At 45.4% G+C, this 25,965-nt stretch carries 19 protein-coding genes; 10 read left to right on the forward strand and 9 right to left on the reverse strand.

Annotated elements, in window-relative coordinates; genetic code table 11:
• Positions 1-245 precede the first annotated feature (245 nt).
• The 4 genes from GVO63_RS00760 (at position 246) to GVO63_RS00775 (ending at position 6,969) form a co-directional block, all read left to right on the forward strand.
• The gene (locus GVO63_RS00760) at positions 246-2,231 is read left to right on the forward strand and encodes a class I adenylate cyclase (protein ID WP_159577745.1); all 1,986 of its coding nucleotides are present in this window, start codon (positions 246-248) and stop codon (positions 2,229-2,231) included.
• Between the two features lie 169 nt (positions 2,232-2,400).
• Complete coding sequence (locus tag GVO63_RS00765) at positions 2,401-2,865, forward strand: energy transducer TonB (protein WP_236552018.1); 465 nt, start codon at positions 2,401-2,403, stop codon at positions 2,863-2,865.
• Positions 2,866-3,164: 299 nt separating this feature from the next.
• Positions 3,165-3,347, forward strand: a complete 183-nt coding sequence (locus GVO63_RS00770; protein ID WP_201281855.1) for a hypothetical protein — start codon at positions 3,165-3,167, stop codon at positions 3,345-3,347.
• Between the two features lie 157 nt (positions 3,348-3,504).
• Positions 3,505-6,969, forward strand: a complete 3,465-nt coding sequence (locus GVO63_RS00775; protein WP_308469284.1) for a DUF748 domain-containing protein — start codon at positions 3,505-3,507, stop codon at positions 6,967-6,969.
• A gap of 129 nt (positions 6,970-7,098) precedes the next feature.
• On the opposite strand, the gene gloA is transcribed toward GVO63_RS00775, so the two are convergent.
• The gene (gloA, locus tag GVO63_RS00780; protein ID WP_159577747.1) at positions 7,099-7,647 is read right to left on the reverse strand and encodes a lactoylglutathione lyase; all 549 of its coding nucleotides are present in this window, start codon (positions 7,645-7,647) and stop codon (positions 7,099-7,101) included.
• Between the two features lie 101 nt (positions 7,648-7,748).
• Positions 7,749-8,468, reverse strand: a complete 720-nt coding sequence (locus tag GVO63_RS00785) for a DUF1456 family protein (protein WP_159493821.1) — start codon at positions 8,466-8,468, stop codon at positions 7,749-7,751.
• Between the two features lie 259 nt (positions 8,469-8,727).
• Between GVO63_RS00785 and GVO63_RS00790 the strand changes: the two genes are divergently transcribed.
• Complete coding sequence (locus tag GVO63_RS00790) at positions 8,728-8,874, forward strand: hypothetical protein (protein ID WP_236552019.1); 147 nt, start codon at positions 8,728-8,730, stop codon at positions 8,872-8,874.
• 84 nt (positions 8,875-8,958) lie between these two features.
• Here the strand turns inward: GVO63_RS00790 and GVO63_RS00795 are convergent, their stop codons facing one another.
• On the reverse strand, positions 8,959-9,888 hold the full coding sequence (locus tag GVO63_RS00795; RefSeq protein ID WP_159577748.1) for a dienelactone hydrolase family protein: 930 nt from the start codon (positions 9,886-9,888) through the stop codon (positions 8,959-8,961).
• Positions 9,889-10,150: 262 nt separating this feature from the next.
• On the opposite strand from GVO63_RS00795, the gene GVO63_RS00800 reads away from it, so the two are divergent.
• Positions 10,151-10,708, forward strand: a complete 558-nt coding sequence (locus GVO63_RS00800; RefSeq protein ID WP_159577749.1) for a PepSY-associated TM helix domain-containing protein — start codon at positions 10,151-10,153, stop codon at positions 10,706-10,708.
• Here GVO63_RS00800 and GVO63_RS00805 read toward each other — a convergent pair.
• The 5 genes from GVO63_RS00805 to GVO63_RS00825 form a co-directional block, all read right to left on the reverse strand.
• Entirely contained in the window at positions 10,703-12,598 is a 1,896-nt protein-coding gene (locus GVO63_RS00805; protein ID WP_236552020.1) for a TonB-dependent receptor, read from the reverse strand. The two genes, GVO63_RS00800 and GVO63_RS00805, sit on opposite strands and share 6 nt — an antisense overlap.
• Positions 12,599-12,891: 293 nt before the next feature.
• Positions 12,892-16,146 carry a glycosyl hydrolase gene (locus GVO63_RS00810; protein WP_159577751.1) on the reverse strand — a complete coding sequence of 1,085 codons (3,255 nt, stop codon included), beginning with the start codon at positions 16,144-16,146 and terminating at the stop codon, positions 12,892-12,894.
• 205 nt (positions 16,147-16,351) lie between these two features.
• On the reverse strand, positions 16,352-17,239 hold the full coding sequence (locus GVO63_RS00815) for an SDR family NAD(P)-dependent oxidoreductase (protein ID WP_159577752.1): 888 nt from the start codon (positions 17,237-17,239) through the stop codon (positions 16,352-16,354).
• 263 nt (positions 17,240-17,502) lie between these two features.
• Positions 17,503-18,195 carry an SDR family oxidoreductase gene (locus GVO63_RS00820; protein WP_159577753.1) on the reverse strand — a complete coding sequence of 231 codons (693 nt, stop codon included), beginning with the start codon at positions 18,193-18,195 and terminating at the stop codon, positions 17,503-17,505.
• A 125-nt stretch (positions 18,196-18,320) separates the two neighbouring features.
• Positions 18,321-18,872 (reverse strand): type 1 glutamine amidotransferase domain-containing protein, encoded by a 552-nt coding sequence (locus GVO63_RS00825; RefSeq protein ID WP_159577754.1) that lies wholly within the window; start codon positions 18,870-18,872, stop codon positions 18,321-18,323.
• Positions 18,873-19,290: 418 nt separating this feature from the next.
• On the opposite strand from GVO63_RS00825, the gene GVO63_RS00830 reads away from it, so the two are divergent.
• The 4 genes from GVO63_RS00830 to GVO63_RS00845 all read left to right on the forward strand — a co-directional run bounded on the left by GVO63_RS00830 (position 19,291) and on the right by GVO63_RS00845 (position 24,630).
• Complete coding sequence (locus GVO63_RS00830) at positions 19,291-20,244, forward strand: YihY/virulence factor BrkB family protein (protein WP_159577755.1); 954 nt, start codon at positions 19,291-19,293, stop codon at positions 20,242-20,244.
• Positions 20,245-20,403: 159 nt separating this feature from the next.
• Positions 20,404-21,564 carry an MFS transporter gene (locus GVO63_RS00835; protein ID WP_159577756.1) on the forward strand — a complete coding sequence of 387 codons (1,161 nt, stop codon included), beginning with the start codon at positions 20,404-20,406 and terminating at the stop codon, positions 21,562-21,564.
• 132 nt (positions 21,565-21,696) lie between these two features.
• A complete protein-coding gene (locus tag GVO63_RS00840) occupies positions 21,697-24,060 on the forward strand; it encodes a marine proteobacterial sortase target protein (protein ID WP_159577757.1) in 2,364 nt (787 codons plus the stop codon).
• A gap of 6 nt (positions 24,061-24,066) precedes the next feature.
• Entirely contained in the window at positions 24,067-24,630 is a 564-nt protein-coding gene (locus GVO63_RS00845) for a class GN sortase (RefSeq protein WP_159577758.1), read from the forward strand.
• A 163-nt stretch (positions 24,631-24,793) separates the two neighbouring features.
• Here GVO63_RS00845 and add read toward each other — a convergent pair whose 3' ends face one another.
• Positions 24,794-25,822, reverse strand: coding sequence for an adenosine deaminase (gene add / locus GVO63_RS00850; protein WP_159577759.1), 1,029 nt, complete (start codon positions 25,820-25,822; stop codon positions 24,794-24,796).
• Between the last annotated feature and the right edge of the window lie 143 nt (positions 25,823-25,965).

Here is a 25,965-nt window from a genome sequence, read left to right on the forward strand (position 1 = left end):
TTACGGTCTATTTTGCAATTTGGCGCACTTTTTAGGGATGATTAAAATAGATGAATGAATCTATAACAATATTGTTCTTCACTAATTCTAACAATACCACCGGCCAGATAATGGCCGTCTTCCCATGCGCGTATCTTCTTATGGACGCTACATAGGCAAAGATCCCCGTTTTACGATGAAAATTAGAGGAAGTTGAATCAAAATAGCGTTATGCTTGGCTCCATGATGAAGTGCAGATTGACATAATGACAGCGCCACAGCCGCTTTCAGTTAGGCAAAACCTTACTATAAGGTTATTGCGAGTTCTAAGGTACAATAAGTCACGTATTGAGCGTGCACTTTCTCTCATGCCTGAAAAGCATAAGCCACTTTTTCACGTGCTACCCTTTTTAGTACACGTCAATCACGAGTCACTCCCCGGTTATATCGCCCCCCTACCTTCAGGTGAAAGTGTCCCTTTCGGGATCTATAATTATTCGTTTAGACCCGATATAGAAAAAGCCCTCTTGCGGTCTTTTCCTGCACAAAGTCACTTATTTACAGAAGTAAAACAAATTTGGCCTAGACAGCGAGCTATCGATGCGCTTGTACTGATGGGAAGTGTCGGGACCATTGCGCAAACCGACGACTCAGACTTTGATTTTTGGGTCTGCATTGACGGCAAGCAGTTTACGCCAACAGCACTTTCACTACTGCAGCAAAAACTTACCGCAATCGAAAAGTGGGCAGACGATAGCTTCGGCATCGAAGTTCATTTCTTTTTGTCTGAAATTGATAAAGTAAAACAAAATGATTTCGGTATTGCCGAAGGCGAGAGTGCAGGTTCAGCCCAAGCATTACTGCTCAAAGCGGAATTTTACAGCACCAATATTGTGGTAGCAGGCAGGGCCCCTTTCTGGTGGCTTACGCCAGAGAAAGCCTCTGAAAAACAATATATGGCTATTTATAACAGTCTAGAAAAAGGCGGTTCGCCTGATCTGGACTGGTTCATGGATTTAGGTAACTTAGAAAAATTAGATGCCAGTGAACTGTTTGGCGCCGCAATTTGGCAGCTGGGTAAAGCCATGGACTCGCCTTTCAAATCAGTGCTTAAAATGGCAAAACTGGAAGTTTATCTTGCTAATATTGCCGAGGGCCAACCCTTGTGCAACATTCTCAAAAGACATGTCCATAGGGCTACCGAAGCGCCCGGACATGTGGCAGACATCGATCCTTATGCTTTAATGTTTGACGAGCTCATAGCGCACTACAAAGCAAATGGACAAGCCGAAGATGTCGCCGTACTTCAGCAGTGTTTATATCTAAAATGTGGTTGCGCACTGAGTGAGCCACTTTTTGAAGACGAAACACCTTCCTTTAAGCGCAGGATTATGGCGTCTTACGCTAGGCAGTGGGGCTGGAGCCGCAAAGCCCTCGTGCATTTTGACAATCAACAAACATGGAGTTTTAGCGAGCGGGTACAGCTAAGCCGACGTATTCATCGTTTTTTGTTGAAGTGTTATCGGCGAATTTCAAAAGAGTTAGGGCACTACCAGCAGGTCATGGATGAAAAAGATATGACTGTATTGGGAAGACGACTGAGCACATATTACGCTAAAAAGCCTGATAAGATTGAGTTTCTACGACGGGCTTTTGACGAGAGTTTGTATTGCGACACCGTAACTATTGCCATGCGCCAACTCAAAAATGGTGACGAAGTATGGTCGGCCTATGCGGGAGATCTACTCAGTAAATCGGGCATTATTGATGAGTCACAGAAAATATCTCAAGCATCCAGTGCTATAGCCCTAATGGTGTGGTGCGTGTCGAGTAAAATCATCGACACCCATACTAAGGTGTTGCTCGACTACAATTACGGCGAAATCAGCGAACTGGATTTAAACGATCTGCTCAAACATTTGTGTAAATACTTCCCGCCAGTCAAAGTGGCGTCCTTACCTCGTAACGACTTACTCGCCCCTGAACGCATCACTGCATGTTTTGCCGTTGTTAACTTCCCTACGCTACGGCAAAAGGCAACGGTTGAGGACGTATCTGTTCTTTACTCTACATCTTGGGGGGAGACGTTTCTTAAAAGCGGCAGCGATGTGCTTGATACGCTTTGGTACGATTTACGTGAAGTCGCCCCTACACCACCTTGCTACGTTATGGTGCCGCGAGGCAACCAACAAGCCCGTATTTTAGGTGAGTTTCTAGAAGCGAATGAGCTTAGCTTTACTGTTTTATACTAACCGTACAGGGCTTCTTGAACTTCTATCAGTGCTTTTGAATTTGTCTTTCTCTTCCCTCACCTTTCTTATACCTACCCGCATAGATAATTACCCACTCAGAAGGGCGAGTTTAAAATTAAGGGTAACACCAGTTCACTCTGTTCAAACGTTAAATGCCATAAAAAACCCCATGCGCAACAATAAACTGTTCGCCGCATGTGTGCTGTCTATTGCCGCTATGTTCACAATAAACACCGCCTTAGCTAATGCGCCTGCCACCTCAACTAAAACAGACGCTAAGATTAATCAAGCATCACCAATTAAGCGCGTTCCGCCCATTTACCCAGAGAAAGCAGCACAAGACAATGTAGAGGGTTTTGTAGTACTTTCTTTCGATATCACTGAAACGGGCGCGACCGACAACGTCACCGTCGTCAAATCCCAGCCAAAGGGTATGTTTGATAAAAGTGCAAAAGTGGCTTTAGAACAGTGGGAATATAAACCGCGTATTCAAGGCGGCAAAGGCGTGAGACAAACCGGGCTTCTCGTGCAATTGGACTACCAACTTAGCGCGCACCTCGATACTGCAAGTATTGAAAAGAACGCTTCCCAAGATGTAGAGCGCATAATTATTCCACCAAAACCAAGTAAGTGAATGAACAAGTAAGAATTCATCAGAATACTAAGAGGAGCGCAAGGCTCCTTTTAGTGTTTTGTTTTATTGACTTAATTCCTGTCTCATTCACGGTATTACTTATTTACCTAGAAATTTTAAAAATACGTGTAAAGCGCCTTTACATTTCAATTAAAGAGATTGCTGCTGCACCGCGGTAGACTGTGAGCAATCACATACCTTGACACTTCTCTCAAATAAGGAAGGTTTATATAATCGATAGTGAATTAGCTTCGGTTATTTGTCATCGTCCCACGCTATGAGGAAATTTTATCCTCAGCGTGCAACAAGGAAATCCATTACGCATCGTTTCGCTCCAGCAACACTTTGAAGCGCTGTGCTTATCAACCGACGTGATTGCCAGCATTGCCACTCAAATCGGCGCATACTTGAAGTTAAATGCTGATGAGGAAACACAAACATTGTTTAAAACTGGCCTAGATAATTTGCTAACGGCTCTGTAATCTATTAAGAGCGTATTGACGTTTACTGACTAAAAAATCAACACGCCCTATTTTTTGCTCGGTGCTATATTTTTTCAATAGCCACCCTGCTCATCTTTTCATCTTCAATTACGCAGCGTAATCGCCTATGCAAAATGCAATGTCTCGGTTTTCAGCAATGCCCAAATGGTTTCGGATATCGACTTATCTTGTTCTCATCTACCTTACCTATGCACTTCTTGTCGGTGTAGTGACGCCTGCGGTGTTAAAGGCAAAATTACCCGATATAGTCAGTGAAAATACCGGGCGAAATGCCGCGGTTGAAGATATTGCAATCAACCCTTTCTTGTTAAAGATAGAAGTTACCCATTTTGTTATTTACCCAACTACACATTCATCTCATGACAGCGAAGACAACGCCGCAAAGCAAAACCACGAGCATCCTTTTTTTAGCGTAGGTAATCTTTCTTTAGACCTTGGTTTCTGGCAATCATTGTTCACCTTTACTCCGGCCATTGAATCGCTAACCATAGACGAACCAGTTGTTGCCATCGCGCGTTTAAATGCGAGTAACGAGAGCCAAATGTTTAATTTCTCTGACATTCTTGCCCATGTAGCTAAACGCAGCACCGAGAAAACGACAGAGGTTGAAGACACTGGCAAAACACACATTCCTCGAATTACATTGCGCAACTTTGCCCTTAGCGAAGGGCGAGTGATTATTGAAGACAAGTTAACTGGTACTTTGCTTGATTACCCTGAATTGCACATTGCTCTGCAAGATTTGGATACTCACGCCTTAGTCGATTCGAGCAAGGCGGACAATACAAACAGAGTTTCGGATACCGAAAACAATGAAAGTGCCCCGTTAGAAAGAAAGCGAGCGTTTAATCAATATCAGTTGAATTTACTCACCGCAGAGAAAGGTAAAATTGCCATTCATGGTGAGTTTCAATTGTCTCCGATAAAAGTAACCACAGACATAGCGATCAACGACGTTGCGCTTACACCGCTGTGGTCACTTTCAAAAGATTTATTTGAAGCAAATTTAGTAGACGGTAAGGTAAATTTAAGTCTTCATGCCGAAGCCTTTGAAGACGGTGATGCGTTTCAATTTTCTTTGGAACAGGGTGAATTTGCCATTCACAACCTTGCGTTTAATGCGGGCTCATCTAACGCCACTGACATATCCCTCAATTCTCAGGAGATCCTTGCCATACCCACATTTGCCATACACGATATAAGCGTGAACGGCTTAGAACAGCGAGTGAGTATTGCTAAAGTTAACTTAGACAATGTTCGAGTCTCGGCCCTATTTGATGAGTCAGGGCTTGATTTACAGCGTTTTTTCACACCGAAAAGTTCGGCGATGGAGGCCACTTCTGCAAACACTTCCGCCAGCGAAAATTCCCATTCTGAAGTGCAGAATCAAGGCCGTAGCGTAGCTAAAATAGATAATAGCGGCACGAACGTTGGAAGAGAGGATGCACAAAAACAAAAGAGTGAAGCGGAAAAAGAAGGGGCGGCCAACGTAGCAAATGCCAGTTCAAAAGAGCGAGCGGGAGACACCTCCTGGCATGTTGAGCTACATCAATTTGCATTCAATGACGGTACCATTGACCTGACAGAGCGCAGCGTAAGTAAAGGCACCTATTACCGAATAAGCAACTTCGATTTCAAAAGCGGCGAAGTCACCACTGACTTCTCCAAACCTATTTCCTACAGTACCAGCTTACATGTCTCTGCCGATACACAGGCGTTTAACGAAACGTCGAAAGGTGTGCTGAGCAGCAGCGGTAGCATAGTGCTTGCAGAGCAAACGATTAAGGGCAAGGCAGCAATTGAACAATTGTTGCTCAATCAGTTCCAGCAGTACGTTTCACCTTACGCTAATGTGACCCTTGAAGAGGGCCTGCTTAATGTAGATACTGAGTTTAACGCGGCCCTTAACGCTGAAAAATTCGAATCACTCAACGTGAAGGCCAATACGCGCATTACTGACTTAAGCGTATTGGATGACGCCAATACGCCCTTGTTACAGTGGCAGTCTTTTAATGTGGATGATATTAAATTTGACCTCGCTTCAAACCTGTTAAGCGTGGACAACATTCGCCTACAAACGCCGTTCGCTCGACTCATTATTGATGAAACTAAGCAGACTAATGTGAGTAAGCTTATTGTTGCGTCATCTGACAGCGAACAGGTAGATAAGCAAGCTCAATATACTGGCAAAACAGGCAGCATGAGTACATCAAACTCGAGGGCGCCTGCAAGCACTGGAGAGACGCCTCCACAAGCTCAAGAGCTAGCCATAGCAGTTAACGCAATATCAATAGAAAACGGAAAAGCGTACTTTGCTGACCACTCTTTAACGCCAAAATTTGCGTCTGCTATAGAAAGTTTAAATGGCGAAGTGTTCGGTATCGACTCCCGTTCCAATGCGCCTGCTCGTGTGGATATCACCGGGAAGATAGACAACTATGCCCCGGTAAAACTAGCAGGCACCCTTCATCCATTAAAACGTAATATAGACCTGGATTTAAACTTTTCAGTGAAAGGCGCTGAACTGACTTCGGTTAACCCCTACTCTGGAACCTACATGGGCTACTACATTGATAAAGGCTTGCTGTCGTTAGCTGTGCAATACAAACTCAACGGCAAAGCACTAGAAGGTAAGAACCATGTAGTTATCGACCAATTAACGTTGGGCAAAAAGTCAAATTCTGACCAAGCGCTAAGTTTGCCGCTTGGACTTGCCATTGCATTGTTAGAAGATAGAAATGGTGTTATCGATTTAGGCTTGGATGTGTCTGGCGATATAGACAGCCCAGATTTTAGCTTTGGTTCAATTATCCTAAATGCTATTGGCAATATTATTACCAAGGCTGTCACCGCGCCGTTTTCGCTACTTGCGAGCCTGGTTGGCAGCGATGAAGAACTCGACAATGTTGAATTTGCGTTTGGAGAGCACGCGCTAGACTCCAACGCGCAAGAAAAACTGAATACCCTAGCTAAAGCCCTTAAAGAACGCCCAGCCCTCAGGGTGAATATTGAAGGAACTGTCAACGCTATGTCTGACGCAGGTGCGCTGGCACAACGTCAGCTAAACACCATACTTTTAACAAAAAGCAGGCAAATCGATCCAACTAATAATTCCGATAATGCGCAGTCTAGTGGAAAGAATGGTGTCAACCGTGAAAATGACAGCTCGCTGATGAACTCCATGACTGGCAGCAGCATTCCATTAGAAGGTCGATTAGCCGACGCGCTCTTGTCGCACTATGTTGAGGTGTTTACACCTGACCTTAATCAAGAATATAAAAACATGGTGGCGCAGCTTTACCCTGATCTCACCAATTCAAACCATGAACAGAGCCAGAAAAGTGCGGATCAAAACAAGGAAGCCATCAACGAAGAAAACGTAAAACGCGCATTAAGCATCGCGCGATACAACAAACTACGTAACAACATTGATATTCCAGAAAGTGATTTAATTCTGTTGGCCGACGCACGCAGTAAAGCGGTGAAAAGCTACCTTGCGAACCAGGCTGAAATTGAAGCGAACCGTTTATTCTTGCTAAATACTCAGCACGACTTACATACAGAATTTAGCGGTGTAGAGCTAAACTTAGAGGCGAATTAATTAGCATCGACTCTCGTCATTTTAAACAAAAAAACGGGTAGCCATTGCTACCCGTTTTTCATATGCAAAATGTAATTACCACGGCCTACTTGGCAAACGATAAACGTCTTCTGCATCGCAAGCTATGTGCTATTTTTTCAAATGCGGTGCACAGGTTTGCGCTACTTTTGATGCGTCGAAAATTTCTATCCAATAACCGTCAGGATCTTTGATGAAAGCAATGCCTTTCATTGAACCATCGTTAAGTCCTTTTTGAAAAGGTACATTTAACGACTCAAATCGTGCACACGCTGCTTCAGCATCGGGTACATGAAAACCGATGTGTCCAAAGCCTTTAGGCTCAGTATTGCCATTGTGATAGCTCACTGTATCAGGCGTATCCCCCCAGTTATGAGTGAGCTCAAGCATAGCTGGACGACCGAATGTTTGCTGAGTGCGCGTTTCGGCATCGTCAGAAATATCAGAGAAATCGTCACCTGCTGCCAAAAAGTACAGGCTAAACTTCATCTCTTCGAAATCCAGACGTTTAACAAGCGTCATGCCCATAACTCGGGTATAAAAATCTAAAGAACGTTTAGGGTCGGCGATACGCAGCATGGTCTGATTAAACACAAAGCCTTGCGTGGCCGCGTCTTTGTTTTCACACACCCCTTCTGCATGTTCAAAATGACGACTCATATTTTCTCCTTCACGTTAATTCAACGATATCCATTAGTATTGGTAAGCCTAACAAGCCACGAAGCACGGGCAAATGGAAATCATCTAGCGTTGAACTTTATTCACCGCTTTTTGGCAGGTAACTCACCCCACACCGATGTATTCGTTTGCTTTTTGCCCTGTTGAGATTCCTCGTTAACACTTCGGTTTGGTGCGTCTTTCACCTTTTTTGAAGGTAATGATGCATTCTTCGACTTATTATTAGTATGAGGTCTACTCTCGTTTGGTTTACGTACTGAAGGTTTACTGTCTTTTGGCATGTTAGCCGCAGGCTTTTTGAGGCTGGTTTGCGCGCTGCGGCCAGAACCCGTTGCGTCTGGACGATATTTTTTTACCATCCCCTGAAGCAGGTTTCTCACAACCTGATCTCCTGCTGGCTTGTAATTGCGATGATCGGGTTTTCTGAAAAATGCAGATAGTTCCCCTTTACTCATTCTAAAATCAGCCAGTTTAAGTACGCTAATCATGTCTTCGTCTTTATAGCTCATCGCAATACGAATTTTGCGCAGCACTTCATTGTTGCTCAAACGTTCTTTAGGGCCTAATTCTTGCGGCTCTTGGCCCTCTTGTCGTCCACGATTTTTGATTATTAAACCGTCGAGAAAGAGCGCTATAATTTTATCGCGGCAAGGAAGGTATCCCTCTTCGTCTTCTCGCTTCATGACGGCATGTAAATAGCTAATATCCATGTCGTAATTAACCAATTTAAAAATACTAATGGCAGCAGTGTCGTTTATGGCTAATGCGAAACGAAGGCGACGTAAGACATCGTTGTGGATCATGTATATGGGCCTGGAGTGTAATTATGAAAAAGGGATGCGGTATCAAAAAGCAAAGAATAATCGCTCTATGCAATCATTTTACACCACTTAGCGCAAAGCATCTATCGCGGCTTTTTTATTGTTTAACATTAAAGGCGTCCAGAGTAGATGGCTTCCTAAGTTAAAAGTAGATTAATGTTCGCTAAGTATCGATGTGTAATCTCGTTTGACTCAATTCAACGGCGTACCGAATTGAGCTTATTGGTAAAGGGAAACGTCTATGACAACACTTAAATTAAACGGGAGCGATATCAGCCTTTCCTACGTTCCCCGCACGACACTTCTCGACATTCTCCATCAGCATGGTTATTTATTTGGCACCAAAAAAGGTGCGCGACTTCCCGATAGCCATGGACAAACTTATTAGCGGCTAACTAGGGCGTGTTGATGCTAAAAACCATGCTCAACACTGAACAAAAGCGGCCCTAGCAGGCCGTTTTATTTGCCATGACTAAGCTAAATGTTGACCGAAGAAATCTAAGGTGCGTTGCCACGCCAACTCAGCATCTTTAGGGCTGTAACGGCTGGTAGAATCATTGTGGAAGCCGTGCTGTGCTTTTGCATATTCAAATGCTTGATAATTGGCGTTATTGGCCTTAAGCGTTTTTTCGTAATCTGGCCATGTAGCATTGACCCGCTTATCGTTTTCAGCGAAGTGGATGAGCAGCGGACCTTTGACGTTTTTCGTCAACGCAGGTTTCGCTGGAGTTCCATAGAATGGAACGGCTGCATCTACCTTGTCAGGCATTGTTGCAGCCAAGACATTAGTGATATACCCACCAAAGCAAAATCCAACCACACCTAATTTCCCAGAGGATTTTTCATGATTTTTAAGCCACGAAGCAGCCGCCATCATGTCCTGTTCAATCTTATTTTTATCCAAGCTTTTTTGCATGGCGCGACCGTCATCGTCATTGCCTGGATAACCACCTAAAGGAAATAATGCATCTGGCGCAAAAGCCACATAGCCCTGCATTGCAAGTCGTCTTGCTACATCTTTGATGTAGGGGTTAAGTCCTCGATTTTCGTGAACAACAAGAACGCTAGGCGCAGCGCCAGACTCACCCAATGTCGTGGGTTGTACCAGGTAACCTCCCCCTTCGCCATGTCCGTCAGGAGATGCAAAAACTTCATAGGTTGCTTTTATCGCTGGGTCATTAAACGATACCTGCTCTGCCTTTGCGTAGTCAGGAATAAGGGCACCGCCCACTGCACTAACGGTTAATCCTGCAATCGACAGCGACGCTAGCCGCGTTAAAAAAGTACGACGATCAATATCTCCATGCGCGTATTCGTCATACCAATCAAACGCTTGCTGTGGAATGTCAATCTCATTAATTGTTTTATCATTAGGGCTTTTGTCAGCACTTGATGTCGTCATGTTCTCGCCTTTTCTGAGGGAAGGTGTGGTCTAATACGTATTGTCTGAGGTAAAAGGAGCAATTGGCATATCTACTTTTATCCATCCAGCATTTCGAGAGGAGAGTAGTTCATGTTCTGTTTTATCATTAAGAAGACAAGGAGGTATTCACAGCCCTTTATTTCCGTCTAAACACACGAACCTTGCGCTAGAGTGTTTTTACTGGCAGCGCGGTTTGCCTTATAGTTAACGTGTTTTCACTCATTGTTTTAAGTGTTGGTAGATGTCGGTGCCCTTCCACAAATACAGTCGTAAATACAGCCGCAGTATTCATTTATGGCTGTCGCTGGTGATTTTTATTCCCGTGCTCATTGTTATCGCAAGCGGCCTTTTACTGCAGGTCAAAAAGGAAATCGACTGGATCCAACCGCCTACGCAAAAGGTGCAACACGAAGAGAACGGGATTCCGAGTATCTCATTTGAAAAAGTACTGGCTTCAGTGCAGCTCGTACCTGACGCCAACTTGAAAACATGGGAAGACATAGACCGCTTAGACGTACGCCCCAACAAAGGCATTATAAAAGTGCGTGGCAATAACCATTGGGAAGTGCAGCTTGATGCCCAAACCGGTGAAGTGCTTCAGGTGGCTTATCGACGAACAGATACCATTGAAGCCATTCATGATGGAAGTTGGTTCTTTGAAGGCGCAAAACTCTGGGTTTTCCTGCCCGCAGCTGTATTGCTTTTCATGCTTTGGGTAACAGGGCTCGTCATGCTAACCACCACGTTAAAAAGCAAATATCGCAAACAGAAATACAGACAGCCGTTTAACAATTTATAGCAAATAGGTAAACGCCAACTGCACGCTCTGCCCTTGTGCAAATGCCGCTTTGTCATCTGCACTGGTGTAATAGTGCTGGTTTGTGAGGTTGGTCCAACTGGCCTGAAGCTGAATATGCTCACTCACTTGCCAATGGGCTCCCATATCTAACGTAATGACCTCATCCAGCGCTCGCTCCCCATCGGCAATATCAGACTTACTCGCACGATAGGCCAATACCGTAAACAAGCGGGCATCGTTCCAATTTATGCCTATATCTATTCGCTGGTTATGGGCGGGAATGTCGGCAACCGTATTGCCTCGGTCATCTTCACCTATTATCCACGCTCCACGTAAACTCGCGTCGAACATGGCGTTTTCTGATTGCCAGTTAAGCTGATAGCTTGCCCCTTTTATCGTGGCCGTATCAAGGTTTACATATTGCAAAACATCTTCAGAAACGGTTAGGCGCTCAATGTAGTTATCAATTTTTTGATAAAAAAGTTCCACTGTTCCCTGTAGCTGTTGACTGCGATAGGCCAGCATAGCTTGTGTGTTAAGCGCTTGTTCGGTATCTAGCGTTGTGCTGCCTAGCACTGTACCTCTGGGGGTTTCCCCTGCGAAAAAACGCTCAGTAAGCGAGGGGTTTCTGAATGCGCTAGAAACGTATAAGCTGGCGCTAAAATTGGACGACAGCAGATAATTGGCACCCACATAACCGCTATAGTTTGTTGCTGTCACGGTGTCATTTATATCAGTATCGTCCGCTTGATGCTGCCAATCTACCCTTGCTCCTACCGCAAAGGATGTATTTTTGAATTTGCGAGAGGCATCCACAATTCCCGCTGTGTTTATCTCACGGGCATCTAGCGTTGTTATTTCGTAGGCGAGCTCAGCGTTTGGCATCACGGTGTCTAACTCGGAAGGGACACTCTTTAGGTTAAATTCCCTTTCATCGGCCAGTACTCCTTCGCGTCCTGTAACTTGAAACTGAAGGTTTACTAACCAATGGTGCCATTCACTTTCCCCTTTTACATCAAAACCGTAGTCAAACGCTTCATTGCTGCTGTCATTAATTCTTTTAAAAGGGCGTAGTACGGATGTATCTAAGCGGGATTGGTGCCACCATACGTTGCCTGAAATATCGTGTGTTGCGAAGGCGAGTTTCCCCAGCCAATGACGATTATCTGGATAGGTTGAAATACGGTTTTCTGGGTAGTCGCTGCTCGACTTCCCAATGTCGTTATTATCTGAATAAAGCGTCCACGCTTCCTTGATCATTCCGCGTGTGGGACGGTGGCGTATAAAAAGAGCGGTTTGTTCGAACTGATCGAATAACGTATTGTCTTCGGCATCACTTCCGGTTTTCGCATTGCGATAGGCAATATTCCAGTCTGTTGTTGCTACACTGTCAGCATAACTCATCGACGCCATTCGCTGGTTGCTGCTATAGCTGCCTTGTACATATGAATTTTGAGGTGCATCCAAACGTAGGTTCACTGCGCCGCCCAGTGCCCCCGACCCCAAATACGTTGACGCAGCCCCCGGCAGCACAGATACAGTCGAAATAAAGTTAGGCGGAATAAAACCTATACTAGAGCCGGCCCGTCTATCACTCACAATGGGAACACCGTCGAGTAGTGTTTGTATACGCCAGCGAGAATAGCCGCGAAGGTTGATACTTTGAATTTGCCCGCCCTGCCCGTTTAACGAGACTGACGGAGACTGTAGCAACATCTCATTGGTGTGCAGCGGCGCCACCAGGCTGCGTTTATCAAACTCAAATTGAGGGAAAATGTGCGAAAGCGTTTCATCGTAATAAGGTCGCGAAGCGGTTACCGTGTAACGCTCTAGCGTTTGAGGTTCGGTTTTTTGCGCATATCCTTGAGGAGAAACAACTACCAAAGCCATTCCCGCATAAAGAGAACATAACGACAGAGGCGCGCTGCGAGAATTGGAAAATTTCAAAGAATGGGTGGCAAGTCCAATAAAGAATAACGAAGAAAACCTGGAAAAAAACAAAAGCGCTCTCATTTGACGACGTCACGGAACAATAAAAATGTGCGGCAAATAAACCTCTGCCGCACGTATTTTTCAAAAGAAAGAGTGCGTTCACCTGCTTTTAAGGCCTTCCTACAATCCATAAATAAATGCAGGGCGCACTCATTTTGAGGGCAAAGAACATTGCCCTCGTTGCTAGTGAGCTATTTTAGAACAACAGGTAAACCGGGCGTCCACGGACCACCTGCATCAACAACCGCTTTTTGCAGTGTTGGTACCGAGCGATTTTGTAGCGCGTCAATCCGTGTTACCGCATTGTCCAGGCTATCGTTGGCGTAACCAAGCTGATCTTTATGCTGTGCGGTAGGCCCATACGAAGACCCTAATGCAGACCGTGCGTAGCGTAAACGACTCATCACATTCGCAGGCTTAATCCCCATTTGGTCCCGAGACTTAAGGCCGAAGAACACCTTGTTCAACGCGTTTAGCTCATCTTGAATTGCCGCAAATTGAGTCTCCAGGTTGCTCACATCGTTAGGTGTGCGTTCGATGGCCGTGCGCAGAAGCGCCATGGTATCTGCCAATTCGTTAAGTACCGCGGTCGATGAAATAGCACGCTTCTGAGCGTCGCTTACTGCTTTACCGTAAGCCTCAATTTCACTATGCGTTGCCCCTTCAAGTGCGCCTTCATAAATGGGCATTAACTCAAACGCTACTGGCTCAGAAAGTGGTGTGACTTTCGCACCTTCACGTTTAAACAAGGTAGCGGTGTACTTTCCTGGCAGCGCCATTAGACCTCTGTCCTTGCTGTCTTTGTCGGTGAGCGGAGTAGTTGATGAAAACGTCATGTCCCATGTTAAACGATGCAGGCCTTTTTTTGTCTTGCCCTCTACCCGTTTAACAATATCACCTTCGCTATCGCGCACTTCAACATACACAGCAGGCGCTGCTTCTTGGTTTTCTGCTTCAACGGCTTCCCAGCTTGGATATTTAGGGAACTTCTTATCTTCTATTAATTTCTTCTCAGCTTCTTGGCGCTTTTCTTTCGCCGTTAATAAACTGTCTTTCAAATAATAAGTGAAAGTGGCACCGTGTTCTGGATTTTTCGCAACGAAACGGTCGTCCCCGTCAGAATCAGTATGGTTATCATCTAATTGAAACCATTTAACCGGGCGGCTTGGCGCAAACAATATTGCGTCTTGCTGCATCGACTTTTCAGTCAGCGAACGAAGTGGGGCGTAATCATCAAGAATATAAATACCGCGCCCAAACGTTCCGGCCACTAGGTCATTTTCTCGGCGCTGAATTTGCACATCGCGAGTTGAAATAGTCGGGATACCACCGTCAAGTTCTACCCATTTCTTTCCGCCATTCACCGTGAAAAACACACCAAATTCAGTCCCGATAAATAAGAGATCTTTATTGACATGATCTTGAACAATACGCCATACCAAATGCTTTTCAGGCAAGTCTTCGGCCAGCGACGTCCAGCTTTTCCCTAGGTTTGTTGATTTGATCAGATAAGGTTTATAGTCACCGTATTTGTGGTTGTCTAACGCTACATAGACCGTATTAGGGTCGAATAAATCAGCGCGAATATCGTTAACATAAGCGTTAGCTGGAATGCCTTTGATGTCATCAAGTTCTATTTTCTTCCATGACTTACCGCCGTTTGTCGTCACCTGAATAATGCCGTCGTCAGTACCTGCCCACAGTATATTTTCATCCACTGGGCTTTCGGCAAAATTAGCAATCGTGTGGAACTCGGTCATTGCATACAGGTCCCATCCAGCCTCAACTGACCAGGTACGGCCCATCAATGGAGAATGCATTCTGTTGCCGTTTTTCGTGAGGTCGCCTGACACGGGCGTCCAGCTGTCACCGCGATTGTCGCTTCGCCATACGCGCTGTGATGCAAAGTAAATGCGCGCTGGGTCGTGAGCAGACACGTTAATAGGTGCATCCCAGTTGTAACGTTCTGCGGGATCACCCGGAAGAGGCTGAGGTTTAATATAAACGCCTTCTCGGGTCTTCATATCAATACGGGTTAAATTCCCCTGCTGCCACTGAGAGTACATAATATCAGGGTTGCCAGGCTCTACCGCGGGGCCATGTCCATCACCGCCAAGCGTTAAAAACCAGTCTTTGTTCTTAATGCCTTCCTCGCGTCTTGTGCGTGAAGGGCCGCCCTGTGTAGAGTTATCCTGTGCACCCGCATAAACATTGTAAAAGGGTTTCGCGTCATCAGGCGCGACCTTGTAGAACTGTGTTAGCGGCAAATTAGCCATAAAACGCCAGTTCGCCATTCTGTCGTGAGACATGTAGATACCGCCATCGGAACCCATCAACACAAAGTCTGGATCTGTAGGGTGGAAGGCCATGGCGTGGTCGTCAACGTGTTTGCGCTTAGTATTTATGGGCGTCCATGTTTTACCACCGTCGTCCGACACTTTGCTGTAGTTGCTGGCAATGTAGACACGGTCAAATTGATGTTGATCGGCGAATATTTCCTGATAGTAATGAGGGCCGGTACCGCCACCAACTTCGTCAGACATTTTGACCCAGCTCGCGCCTTGGTCTGCTGAACGGTAAAAACCGCCGCCCCTGTTGTCGGTTTCAATCGTGGCATAGATGACATCTGGGTTCATCGGCGAAATGGCCATCCCAATTTTACCCATATTGCCCTTTGGCAATCCGGTTTTAAGCTCTGTCCACGTTTCCCCTCCATCATTTGAGGTGTGAATACCAGCGCCTTCGTTTGTCCCCACATAGGCACCAATCGAACGCTGTCTAGCCCATGTAGCCGCATACAACTTATCTGGGTTACGCGGGTCGATAAGTAGCGAGGTTACCCCTGTCCACTCGTCGCTAGGTTTGAGAACTTGCTTCCAACTTTCACCACCATCGGTCGTTTTATATAGGCCGCGCTCACCGCCGCCACTCCACAAAGGACCTTGTGCCGACACCCAAACGATATCGGGATTGGTGGGGTGGATAATAATGTCTGATACGTGCTCTGACTTCGACAACCCCATATTTTTCCAGGTTTGGCCGCCATCAACCGACTTATACACGCCGTCACCGAAACTAATATGACGACCACCGTTATTCTCGCCGGTGCCTACCCAAATAATATTTGAATTACTCGGTGCTATGGTGACGTCCCCCGTGGAGTAAACGGGCTGATCATCAAATATTGGCGTCCATGTTGTACCCGCGTTGGTGGTTTTCCATACACCACCTGAGCCCACGGCGGTATACCATGTTGATGGGTTGTTTTGGTCAATTGCGATATCAGCGATACGCCCTGACATGTAGGCAGGCCCAATGTTTCTCAGCTCCATAGCTTTAAACGTGGAACTGTTGAAAATTTCATTTTTATCGTTTTTATCTGCGTAGGTGGGCGAGCACGCCAGTGCAACTGATACAGCAACGGCCGCTCTTAGAAGCTTTCTCATTATTATTATCCAGTGTATTTAATTGGGCGAAGCCCGTTGTGAATTTGTCGTGTTACCATCGTATAGCATTACTAACATATGTTTGAAGTTACAATGTAATATACGACAAGTTGTCTAATACAAACGTTAAATACATTAACTCCGCGATATGCACTTGTCAGCTTGGATAATTCTGCTTAGCGTCTTGCTGTATCGTTTTTACTCATTAAAACGTGACAATCTCGTCGTTTATTAAATGACCGACCACTGCACTTTTCTCAGCATCTTCAAACGCGTTATCAATCGCTTTAAAACGCTCTGTGGTGACTTGCCTGTAGTTCGGGTGAGTATAGATGTAGGTTTGCTTAGACTTAAGGGCCTCAACGACACGCTCGGCAAGCAGGGTGGCGGGAATACCTGACTCGACGGCCATAGTTGCAGCTTTCGCGCCCGCTTCCAGCTTTTCTTTATCAATGCGTTTGTCGACTGCCACGGCATACTTTTGTTGCCTGTTTCGGTATGACTCATGAATGCGGGTTTTTACAAACGCTGGGCACAATACCGAGGTATGGATCTTAAAATGCTTGAGTTCTGCCACCCAACTTTCGGTCATAGACACAACTGCAGCTTTAGATGCGCAATAAGCCCCAGCATATGGCATGCCCATCATTCCTGCCATAGACGCCACATTTAACACCCAGCCACCTTCTCCGTGCTCTTTAATTGCAGGTACACATGCTTGAGCACCATACAGCACGCCCATTACGTTAACATCCATTACCCAGCGCCAAGTTTCATGTTCAGAATCTTCTATTTTACTTGGAGTGCCGCCAACACCAGCGTTGTTAATTACCATGTGAACGTTGCCAAATTTCTCTTTCGCATTGGCAACTATATCTTCCCACTGCGAATAATCGGTAACATCCAAAGCGCAAGTGAGCACGTCAAAACCTTGTTCTCGCAACACGCGACCAGATTCGGCCAGAGCAATATGATCAATATCACCCATGACAATGTTCATCCCCTGTTTTGCCAGTGCTTCTGCCAGCGCAAAACCTATACCGCCTGCGGCACCTGAAATAACGGCGGTTTTACCCGCAAATTCGTTAGACATCGTACTCTCCTATTATTGTTATGGCGCCTCTGCCCCGCTACTAAGGCAGCTTGAAATAAATGAATCAACTCCGCATGTCGTGCATTAGGCTGATGCCGATTCACGTATCTGACGCGCTTTTAACTACCTGTAGATTAGGGGCAATACGGTGAGGAAAATACTTTATTTGGCTAATTTACATAGCTTCATGAAATTAATAAGGTAGTAAATAAGAAAAGGGGTAGAGACTGGCCCTACCCCTATTATTAAATTTATCCCTTCGCCTATTTAGCAGGCATTACATAGACTTCACGCACGCATGCAGACGCTTCAGCACGAAGGGCAAAAAGCACCGAATTTGCGATATCAGCAGGTTGCAGCTTGTCCTCCTTCGGCTCATCGAAAAATGGCGTATTTACCATACCAGGACAAATAGTTGTGCATCGACCGCCCCATTCTCTCATTTCTTCGGCTAAATTCTGCCCAAAGCCATAAGCAAACCATTTGCTTGCGCCATAAACGGAGCCTTTTAGAGCTATGCGCCCGGCTACCGAGCTCGTGATAATAAAGTGTCCCTTAGTATCTCGAAGATATGGAAGCCCGGCTTTTGCTGTATAAAGGAGACCGTTGACGTTAGCCCCTAGCATGCCATTCCAGTCTTCCACATCTCCTTTTTCAATGCCTGCCGCTTTTGCCCCGCGCCCGGCATTTGCGAAAATACCGTCTATGCGCCCAAAGTGTTCTTTAACGCTTTTGAGTGCACTTTCTACCTCGTTGAAATTGCTGACATCAGCTTTAACAGCAAAGGCGTTCTCTTTTCCAAGCTCATCAACAAGCATGTTTAACTTGTCTTCGCTTCGCGCCAACAGCGCGACTTTAAACCCGTTGTCGACGAGCTGCCTCGCCGTTTCTTCACCAATACCGCTAGATGCGCCAGTGATAGCGATGACGTTTTCATTTGTTCTGGTGTTTGACATAAATTCTCCTTACTACAAATAGCGACGCGTCTTTTATAACAGTCGAGGAATCGCTTCCTCTTAACTGTACGTAAAGGATGCCCGTAAGCGCCGCTTCGTTGATATCTAGGGCGTGTTGACGATTATTACGCGATCATTTCGCTAATCTTGTTTACAAAGGCAGGAATGTCGTCTGGATTTCTGCTTGTCACCAGCTTTTCATGTGTCACAACTTGCTCATCAACCCATGTCGCGCCAGCATTTTTCAGGTCAGTTTGAATGCTTGGAAAAGACGTAAGCGTAGCGCCTTTCGCCAGTCCCGACTCCACCAACATCCATGGACCATGACAAATGGCGCCTATAGCCTTAATGTTTGCGGAACTATTTGCCTGTTGAATAAACTTCACTGCATCGTCATTCATTCGCAGTACATCAGGGTTAATCTGCCCGCCTGGTAATACCAGGGCATCGTACTCTTGAAGGTCCGCAGACGTGACCTGGATATCCACCTCAACCACTTTACCCCAGTTGTCTTCGTCCCACGCTTTAATGGTTGATTGATTATCAATTGATAAGATGTCTACTTCAGCGCCTTGCTCATTGAACATGTTTTTAGGCTTAATAAGTTCACTTTGCTCAAAACCGTCTGTTGCGAGAATTGCTACCTTTTTACCTTTAAGATTAAATGTGCTGCTCATTGGTTTGCTCCTTCATCAAGACTTAATTCAGAATTAGTCAATCGAACGTCGCAAATCTCACACGGAGATTTGAATGCAACTCTGCATCGATTTGCTATCTATCCCTTTATTGTGCAATTAGCAAACCAGCGGGCAAAAGATACAGTAACCAACTGTTTTTAAACGAATATCAAAAAGGCAAAGCCTGTTGTGAATTCCTATTCATCTACGCAAAAATTCAAGACCTATGAACGATTTACAGAGTTATTAACTACTTGCCACCGAATGTTATTCCTGTTGCTAAAAGTGACAAATCTCAAAAAACAACAAGGCTCAACCGTCACTGCCGTAATAATCTTTTTAAGCCGAGTACTCACTTTTTGTGTATTAATACCAATCCGCATAGATCATCAGTGGTGTAAGAAACAACCGAGGAAGTATGAACAAGGAACGAGTAGACCACGCGAAGTCAGCATTTGAGATTTCTCTGATAAATTGGTGGAGTATCTTAAAACGCATTTTTACAAGCCTTCAAAAAGATAATATCCCACTGATTGCAGCGGGTGTGGCGTTCTACTGCTTGCTCGCCATTTTCCCCCTTCTAGGCTCAACCATTGCGCTTTATGGTCTCATGGTTTCTCCTTCAGAACTGCAAAGTCACATGGCACTTCTGGTGAACGTGGTTCCTGTCGAAAGCCGGTACATTATTGAAGAGCAACTTACCCATTTAACTGAAAAATCGAACTCAGCGTTGGGATGGGGTTTCCTATTTACGCTTACATTATCTTTATGGAGTAGCAGTAAGGGGGCGAATGCGCTAATAAAAGCCTGCAATATTACGTACAGTGAAGCGGAAGGTAGAGGATTTTTAAAAGGTATACTGGCTCGTGTAACTTGCACCATTTTTATGATCCTCACCGTTATTGTGGCTCTCGCCTGCATAACAATCTTGCCTGAAGTCATAAACTGGGTGACGTCGAATGCCCTTAGTTCCAAGCAAGGTATGTGGCTAACATGGCCGGTTATGTTAGTGCTATTCAACATTGCCCTGTCTGCGCTCTATCGTTACGCACCCCACCGACGAGAAGCGCAGTGGCGCTGGGTCACGCCGGGGTCAGTATTTGCCACTCTATTGTGGATAGGGGCGTCATATGGCTTTTCGGTATATCTCAATGAGTTTGGAAACTATAACAAAACCTACGGCTCTGTCGGGGGCATAATCATCTTGCTCATGTGGCTGTATTTATCAGCCTATATCATTCTTATCGGGGCAGAAGTGAATTCAGCAATAGAACTACAGACTACTGCGGACAGCACGGTGGGAGAAGAAAAACCCATGGGTGAAAGAAACGCATTTGTGGCCGACCACACACCGCACGACCTAAAGCGCTAAGGTTTTCAAAATGTACGGCGTTGAAGCGGGAGAGCAACGCCTTTTGACAATAAATTTTTAGCATCCTTACGAGCATTTCTTTTCGTTTTACCTGCATCGAAAATTACCTCATATTCGCGCCGCGAAATTTTCTTCTCTCTTTTGATGTAAGGCTCTACCTTGGACAACACCCTTATTCCGCCCCAGAGCGCCCGGGTATCTATTCCCGTTATTGCGCTGGGTATGTACGCGGTTGCGTCTGGCTACCTAATGAGCCTGATCCCCCTCATGCTTAGCCACTTCAATCTAGACACTGCCATAGCAAGCTGGCTTGCTAGCAGTTTTTACACAGGCTTACTTTTAGGCGCTTTATGTATTGAGCCGTTGGTTAGCCGCATAGGGTATAAACACGGATTTGCCTTTTGTTTAGTCATATTGTTACTGACTATTGCTGTAATGCCTTTATTCGCTAATCCAATCGTCTGGCTTGCGGCCCGATTCGTTGCGGGCGTTGCTGTGGCAGGGGTATTTGTTATTGTTGAGTCATGGCTATTACACGGCGATGAAGCCGACAGGGCAAAACGCGTGGGCTTATACATGGGTGCTCTTTACGGCGGCAGCTCTCTGGGACAGTTGGGCATAGGTATAATTGGCGTAAGTGGCATACTTCCGTTTGTTGCTATTTTTACCATGCTAATTTTAGCCATTGGCCTACTTTTATTTGCAAAAAGCGAACAGCCTGAAATCAAACAGTGTACGCCACTCTCGTTAAAGCAGATATCGACACTGAATCATGCCGCTATTATCGGTTGTATTGTATCGGGATTAACCCTAGGTGCTATTTACGGGCTAATGCCACTAGAACTATCAGGCCGAGGCATCGGTAATGACGATTTGGGGAGTCTAATGGCACTTATTATTTTAGGCGCCATGGCCGTCCAACCGCTCATTCCATTACTCTCTAAATATTTGGGACGCACATTATTGATGGCGCTATTCTGCCTACTTGGCGTTGCGGCTATTACTCTCACCGCAACGTTTACCGGCATTTACGCCTTGGGTTCGGGCCTGTTTTTGTTGGGTATGGCAATATTTGCACTTTACCCGGTAGCGATAAACTTGGCTTGCGACAAACTGGACGCGAGCTTTATCGTAAGCGCCACTCAAGTCATGCTATTTAGCTACAGCGTTGGCTCCGTAGTAGGCCCTCTCATTGCTGATAACTTTTTAGCCGGCCCTCAAGGGCTTATGGGCTACCTGTTTGCCTGTTTACTTGCCACCAGCATTTATATGCTTATTGCCAGCGTTAAATCTAAAGGCCGGGCCATGGCGGGAGAGTAAAAACTTGGCTTAAATACCGTCACAACGTTTTTTCATCTCTTTTGTCCATCAAAATGCCACAATCCCTGTTCATAATTCGCCCCATTTAAGGCGTTTAATGGTGAGTATCGTCAATGACTGCGAGCTCACCAGATGCTATTTTCAAAACCACCTAAGCGCGATTACTTCAATCCTTCAAGCACACATAAGCCCTTGTTTCGAGCTAAAGAGAGGCAGCATTCACCTGCACCTCGTAGCTACATATTGCTTGTACTCACATCTTTTCTCTGTTTTTTATTTGGTGTTGTCGTTAGCCCGTTAAGTCGGGCTGCGTCTGGTGAACTCATGTTACAAAGCGAAGACGGCGAATCTTCATCCGCATTGTTACATTCAACTGACGTTAACCTGCATGTGAATGGCATGATTGCACATGTCACGTATTCACAAAAATTCAAGAATAATAGTTCTCAATGGAAACACGCCGTATACACCTTCCCACTCAATGAATCGGCCGCGATCAACAGTATGGAAATGCGTATCGGCAGCAGAATAATACGCGGTCAAATTAAGCCAAAACCTGAAGCTAAAAAAGCTTTTGAAGCAGCGAAGGAAGCAGGAAAAAAAGCCAGCTTAACCGAGCAACAGCGTGCCAATTTGTTCACCCAACACGTGGCAAACATAGCCCCAGGGGAGGAAATCACGGTAACGCTTCAGTATATTCAGCAGGTAACGTTTGATAATGGAGAATTTAGCTTTCACCTTCCTACTACTCTGACCCCTCGCTACATACCGGGTATTCCAATAAGAGATTTAAGCGATACTGTTTTAATTGAACACGCTAACGTCGGCGAAAACGTAGCAGACAACGTAGCAAACGACGAAGCACTTATTTCTGGGTGGGCGCTTCCCACAAATGAAGTCATTGACGCAGATAAAATAACGCCGTTTATGATAGATACACGTCCTAGCAATAACACGAATCAGCTTTCCTTTGGTGCAATTATAAACGCAGGGATGGCGCTTGATTCAATTGAAGGTACCGACCATCAACTTAGCTGGCACTCTGCAGAAGAGACTCAGCATCAGTACCGTGTTTACCTTAAAGACGAATATACCGCTATGGATAGGGATTTGTGGTTGCGCTGGCGACCGCTAAAAAATGCTTCACCGCAGGCGGCCTATTTTGCAGAAAACACAGCATCTGATCATTACGCGTTAGTCATGCTAACACCGCCACAAGTTAACCCTGACGATCTGCACGTTTTTCCACGGGATGTCACCTTTGTGATAGATACGTCTGGTTCTATGGGAGGGCGGCCCATTGAAGATGCAAAGTCAGCGTTAAAAATCGCCGTTCAAAATCTAGGTAGCCAAGACAGGTTTAACATTGTTGCGTTCAATTCTAGCTACACAAAATTATTCAGTCAGCCCACCAATACGAAGCCACACAATATAAACACCGCCCTATCCTTTATAAATAGCCTGCAGGCCAACGGTGGTACAGAAATGACGGGGGCTCTCTTTGAAGCACTAAATGCTCGACATAAAGAAAACTTCATCAAACAAGTGGTGTTTATAACCGATGGTGCTGTAGGGAATGAGGCCGCTCTGTTCTCACTAATTGAACAAAAACTCGGTAGCGCGAGGCTTTTTACGGTAGGTATTGGCAGCGCCCCCAACAGCTACTTTATGACTCGCGCCGCACAATTTGGCCGTGGTAGCTACGTTTTTATCGGCAACACCCATCACATTCAAAAAGAAATGCAGCGTTTATTTACTAAGCTTGAAAGCCCTGTCTTGAGCAACCTCTCGCTGAAGTTACCCGAAAGCATACAACTCGCTAATGGCGTTGAAGTATTCCCTAAACGTCTGCCCGATTTGTACGCAGGTGAACCTTTGCTCATCAATTTAAAAGTACCTGCGCTATCTAACATGATACAAGATGACAGTAACAAGACGGACAAAGCTAAGCTGGATAATCGTGTGGTGTTGAGCGGAACATTAACCGACGTTGACGGTAAGGTTCATAATTGGCAGCGCAGTATTCAAGCGCGTTTCTTAGCGAATGATTCGACGGATGGGTTAAAAGCAGGTTTAACCGATAATTCGGAGCAAAACCTTATGCAGCCGACAGGGATAGCAACCGCATGGGCACGCAAAAAAATTGCAGCGCTTATGGATGAAAAAGCCTTGGGGAAAAATGAAGACGAAGTGAAACGCGACATACTCAACGTTGCCTTGTCACATAACCTTATTAGTGCTTACACGAGTTTTGTTGCTATCGAAGAGACGAGATCAAGACCTAATTCGACAAACGCTGACTCACAGAATATCAAAAACTTCATGCCACACGGCATGCAAATGCGCACTATTAGCTACCCGCAAACTTCGGCTGGAATAGGTTTTTATCTCGCCGTTGGTGCCCTTTCTTTTGTCTTATTACTGCTGCTCTATGCCCGTGAAGCTCCGTGTTTTCTGTTTGCGGTATGTCGCACGTTAAAGAACACCAAAGAGTAGCGCATAATGGTTAGGTCTAAATTACTTGTCAGCTTTTTGCTTATTGCGACAGTGGCCATTGGGTTTGGGAATGTTGCGTGGATAACCCTAAAAGCAGAACTCGCCCAACTGTTAATTGAACAAGCTTGGGCAAAAACCTTGCAAACGGGGGCACAGGTGAAGCCTTGGCAGTGGGCAGACACATGGCCAGTAGGGAGAATGGTGCACCCAAACAGCAATACCGATTTGTTCATACTTGAGGGCGCCCAAGGAAACGCATTAGCCTTTGGCCCGGGAAGGCACGTCAATACCGGCGAGTTAGGCAGTGAAAGCAGCGTTATTGGCGGTCATAAAGACACACATTTTGCTTTTCTTGCAGAGGCAAATGTAGGCGACGCACTCCAACTTCAAACTAAAGACGGTGTTTGGCACCCCTATCGTGTTTCGGCCAAGCGAATTGTAGACATACAAAACCAAGCATTGAATATTCAACTCAACCAGCCAAGGTTGTATCTAGTCACCTGCTACCCTTTTTACACCATAACGAGAGACAATCGTTTAAGGCTTGTTGTCGAACTAAAGCCCTCATAATACCGATCCGCATAGATAATTGCCCATTCAGAAGGGCGCGTTTTAAATGTCTGTATTCTTCGTTGTGTCACCTTGATGTAGAACCACTATATCTGCGGTAACACGCCGCGATTACGAACATTTTAACTCTCGCTGAGTGGATAATTATCTATGCGGACTGGTATTACACTGGAGCTTTGGGGTCAGAGTAACGACTTTGCTTCCTCTTGGCTTTAAGGATGGCTTTTTCGCTTTCACTTAAAAACGCCATCGCTAATGCATTTTCTTGCGCCTTATTTACAAGGGCTGGGGTAAGACCTGCTTGTTTCGCAGCAACAGATAATTCATGGTCTAGTTCGATACCTTGAACCGCCGGATCATCCGTATTAATACTGGCAAGAATACCGTGTTCCAAAAAGGTTTTTAATGGATGCTGAGGTAATGACGCTACCGTGTTCGTCAATATGTTACTGGTCAAACAACTTTCAATACCAATATGGTGGTCGCGCAGATGGTCCATTAGCTTACGATCATGTATGGCATTAACACCGTGGCCTATTCGCGACGCTCCTAAGCCGTTTATGGCTTGCCAGATGCTCTCGGGGCCAGCGGCTTCACCTGCGTGTATTGTGATCTGTAAGCCTTCTCGCTTCACTTGTTTAAAATGCTCAACAAACAATTCACCAGGAAAGCCTTTTTCATCGCCAGCTAAGTCAATAGCCGTGATGTCTTCTTTACACGCGATAATTGCGTTTAATTCATTTTGACACGCTTTAACGCCATACGAGCGAGACAAAATTCCAATTAGATTAATCTTCACATCGTAGTCTTTGGTTGCGCTTTTTACGCCATCTATAACAGCTTCAACTACACCTTGCGTGGGCAAACCGTGACTTTCAGCCATAAAATAAGGGCTAAAACGAAGTTCAGCATAGTCAATGCCCTGTTTAGCTGCGTCTTCAACGTTTTCAATTGCTACCCGTTTACAGGCCTCAAGACTGCCTAAAACCTTAACGCCCCATGTCAGCTTATTTAAAAACGAGACCAGATCGGGGGCTATTTCCATTACTTGTACATGCGGCCTTAATCCCCCTAGCGAGTCATTAGGCAAAGCAATACTAAATTGCTGGCCCAGTTCAAGAATAGTTTGCAGACGCACATTGCCATCTAAATGACGGTGCAAATCGAGTAGCGGAAAGTGGGTATTTACCATGACATTTCGACCTATATAAGCGCAGTCTTTACTATACCACCTCGAACATTGAACCTCGCTCTCTTACTGAAAATAACTTTTTGCAATGGGACAAAACCGTGCTTTTTGCTGCTACTATAGCGCCAAAACGTGCTATGCCTTTT

Source organism: Alteromonas sp. KUL106 (genome assembly GCF_009811415.1).
Lineage (GTDB): Bacteria > Pseudomonadota > Gammaproteobacteria > Enterobacterales > Alteromonadaceae > Alteromonas.

Coding starts and splice junctions, on each gene's coding strand:
- GVO63_RS00810 (WP_159577751.1), bottom strand. CDS start 16,146: ATGAGAAAGCTTCTAAGAGCGGCCGTTGCTGTATCAGTTGCACTGGCG.
- gloA (WP_159577747.1), bottom strand. CDS start 7,647: ATGAGTCGTCATTTTGAACATGCAGAAGGGGTGTGTGAAAACAAAGAC.
- GVO63_RS00790 (WP_236552019.1), top strand. CDS start 8,728: ATGACAACACTTAAATTAAACGGGAGCGATATCAGCCTTTCCTACGTT.
- GVO63_RS00830 (WP_159577755.1), top strand. CDS start 19,291: ATGAACAAGGAACGAGTAGACCACGCGAAGTCAGCATTTGAGATTTCT.
- GVO63_RS00795 (WP_159577748.1), bottom strand. CDS start 9,888: ATGACGACATCAAGTGCTGACAAAAGCCCTAATGATAAAACAATTAAT.
- GVO63_RS00815 (WP_159577752.1), bottom strand. CDS start 17,239: ATGTCTAACGAATTTGCGGGTAAAACCGCCGTTATTTCAGGTGCCGCA.
- GVO63_RS00760 (WP_159577745.1), top strand. CDS start 246: ATGACAGCGCCACAGCCGCTTTCAGTTAGGCAAAACCTTACTATAAGG.
- GVO63_RS00845 (WP_159577758.1), top strand. CDS start 24,067: ATGGTTAGGTCTAAATTACTTGTCAGCTTTTTGCTTATTGCGACAGTG.
- GVO63_RS00820 (WP_159577753.1), bottom strand. CDS start 18,195: ATGTCAAACACCAGAACAAATGAAAACGTCATCGCTATCACTGGCGCA.
- GVO63_RS00765 (WP_236552018.1), top strand. CDS start 2,401: ATGCGCAACAATAAACTGTTCGCCGCATGTGTGCTGTCTATTGCCGCT.
- GVO63_RS00775 (WP_308469284.1), top strand. CDS start 3,505: ATGCCCAAATGGTTTCGGATATCGACTTATCTTGTTCTCATCTACCTT.
- GVO63_RS00800 (WP_159577749.1), top strand. CDS start 10,151: ATGTCGGTGCCCTTCCACAAATACAGTCGTAAATACAGCCGCAGTATT.
- GVO63_RS00825 (WP_159577754.1), bottom strand. CDS start 18,872: ATGAGCAGCACATTTAATCTTAAAGGTAAAAAGGTAGCAATTCTCGCA.
- add (WP_159577759.1), bottom strand. CDS start 25,822: ATGGTAAATACCCACTTTCCGCTACTCGATTTGCACCGTCATTTAGAT.
- GVO63_RS00805 (WP_236552020.1), bottom strand. CDS start 12,598: ATGGCTTTGGTAGTTGTTTCTCCTCAAGGATATGCGCAAAAAACCGAA.
- GVO63_RS00840 (WP_159577757.1), top strand. CDS start 21,697: ATGCTATTTTCAAAACCACCTAAGCGCGATTACTTCAATCCTTCAAGC.
- GVO63_RS00785 (WP_159493821.1), bottom strand. CDS start 8,468: ATGATCCACAACGATGTCTTACGTCGCCTTCGTTTCGCATTAGCCATA.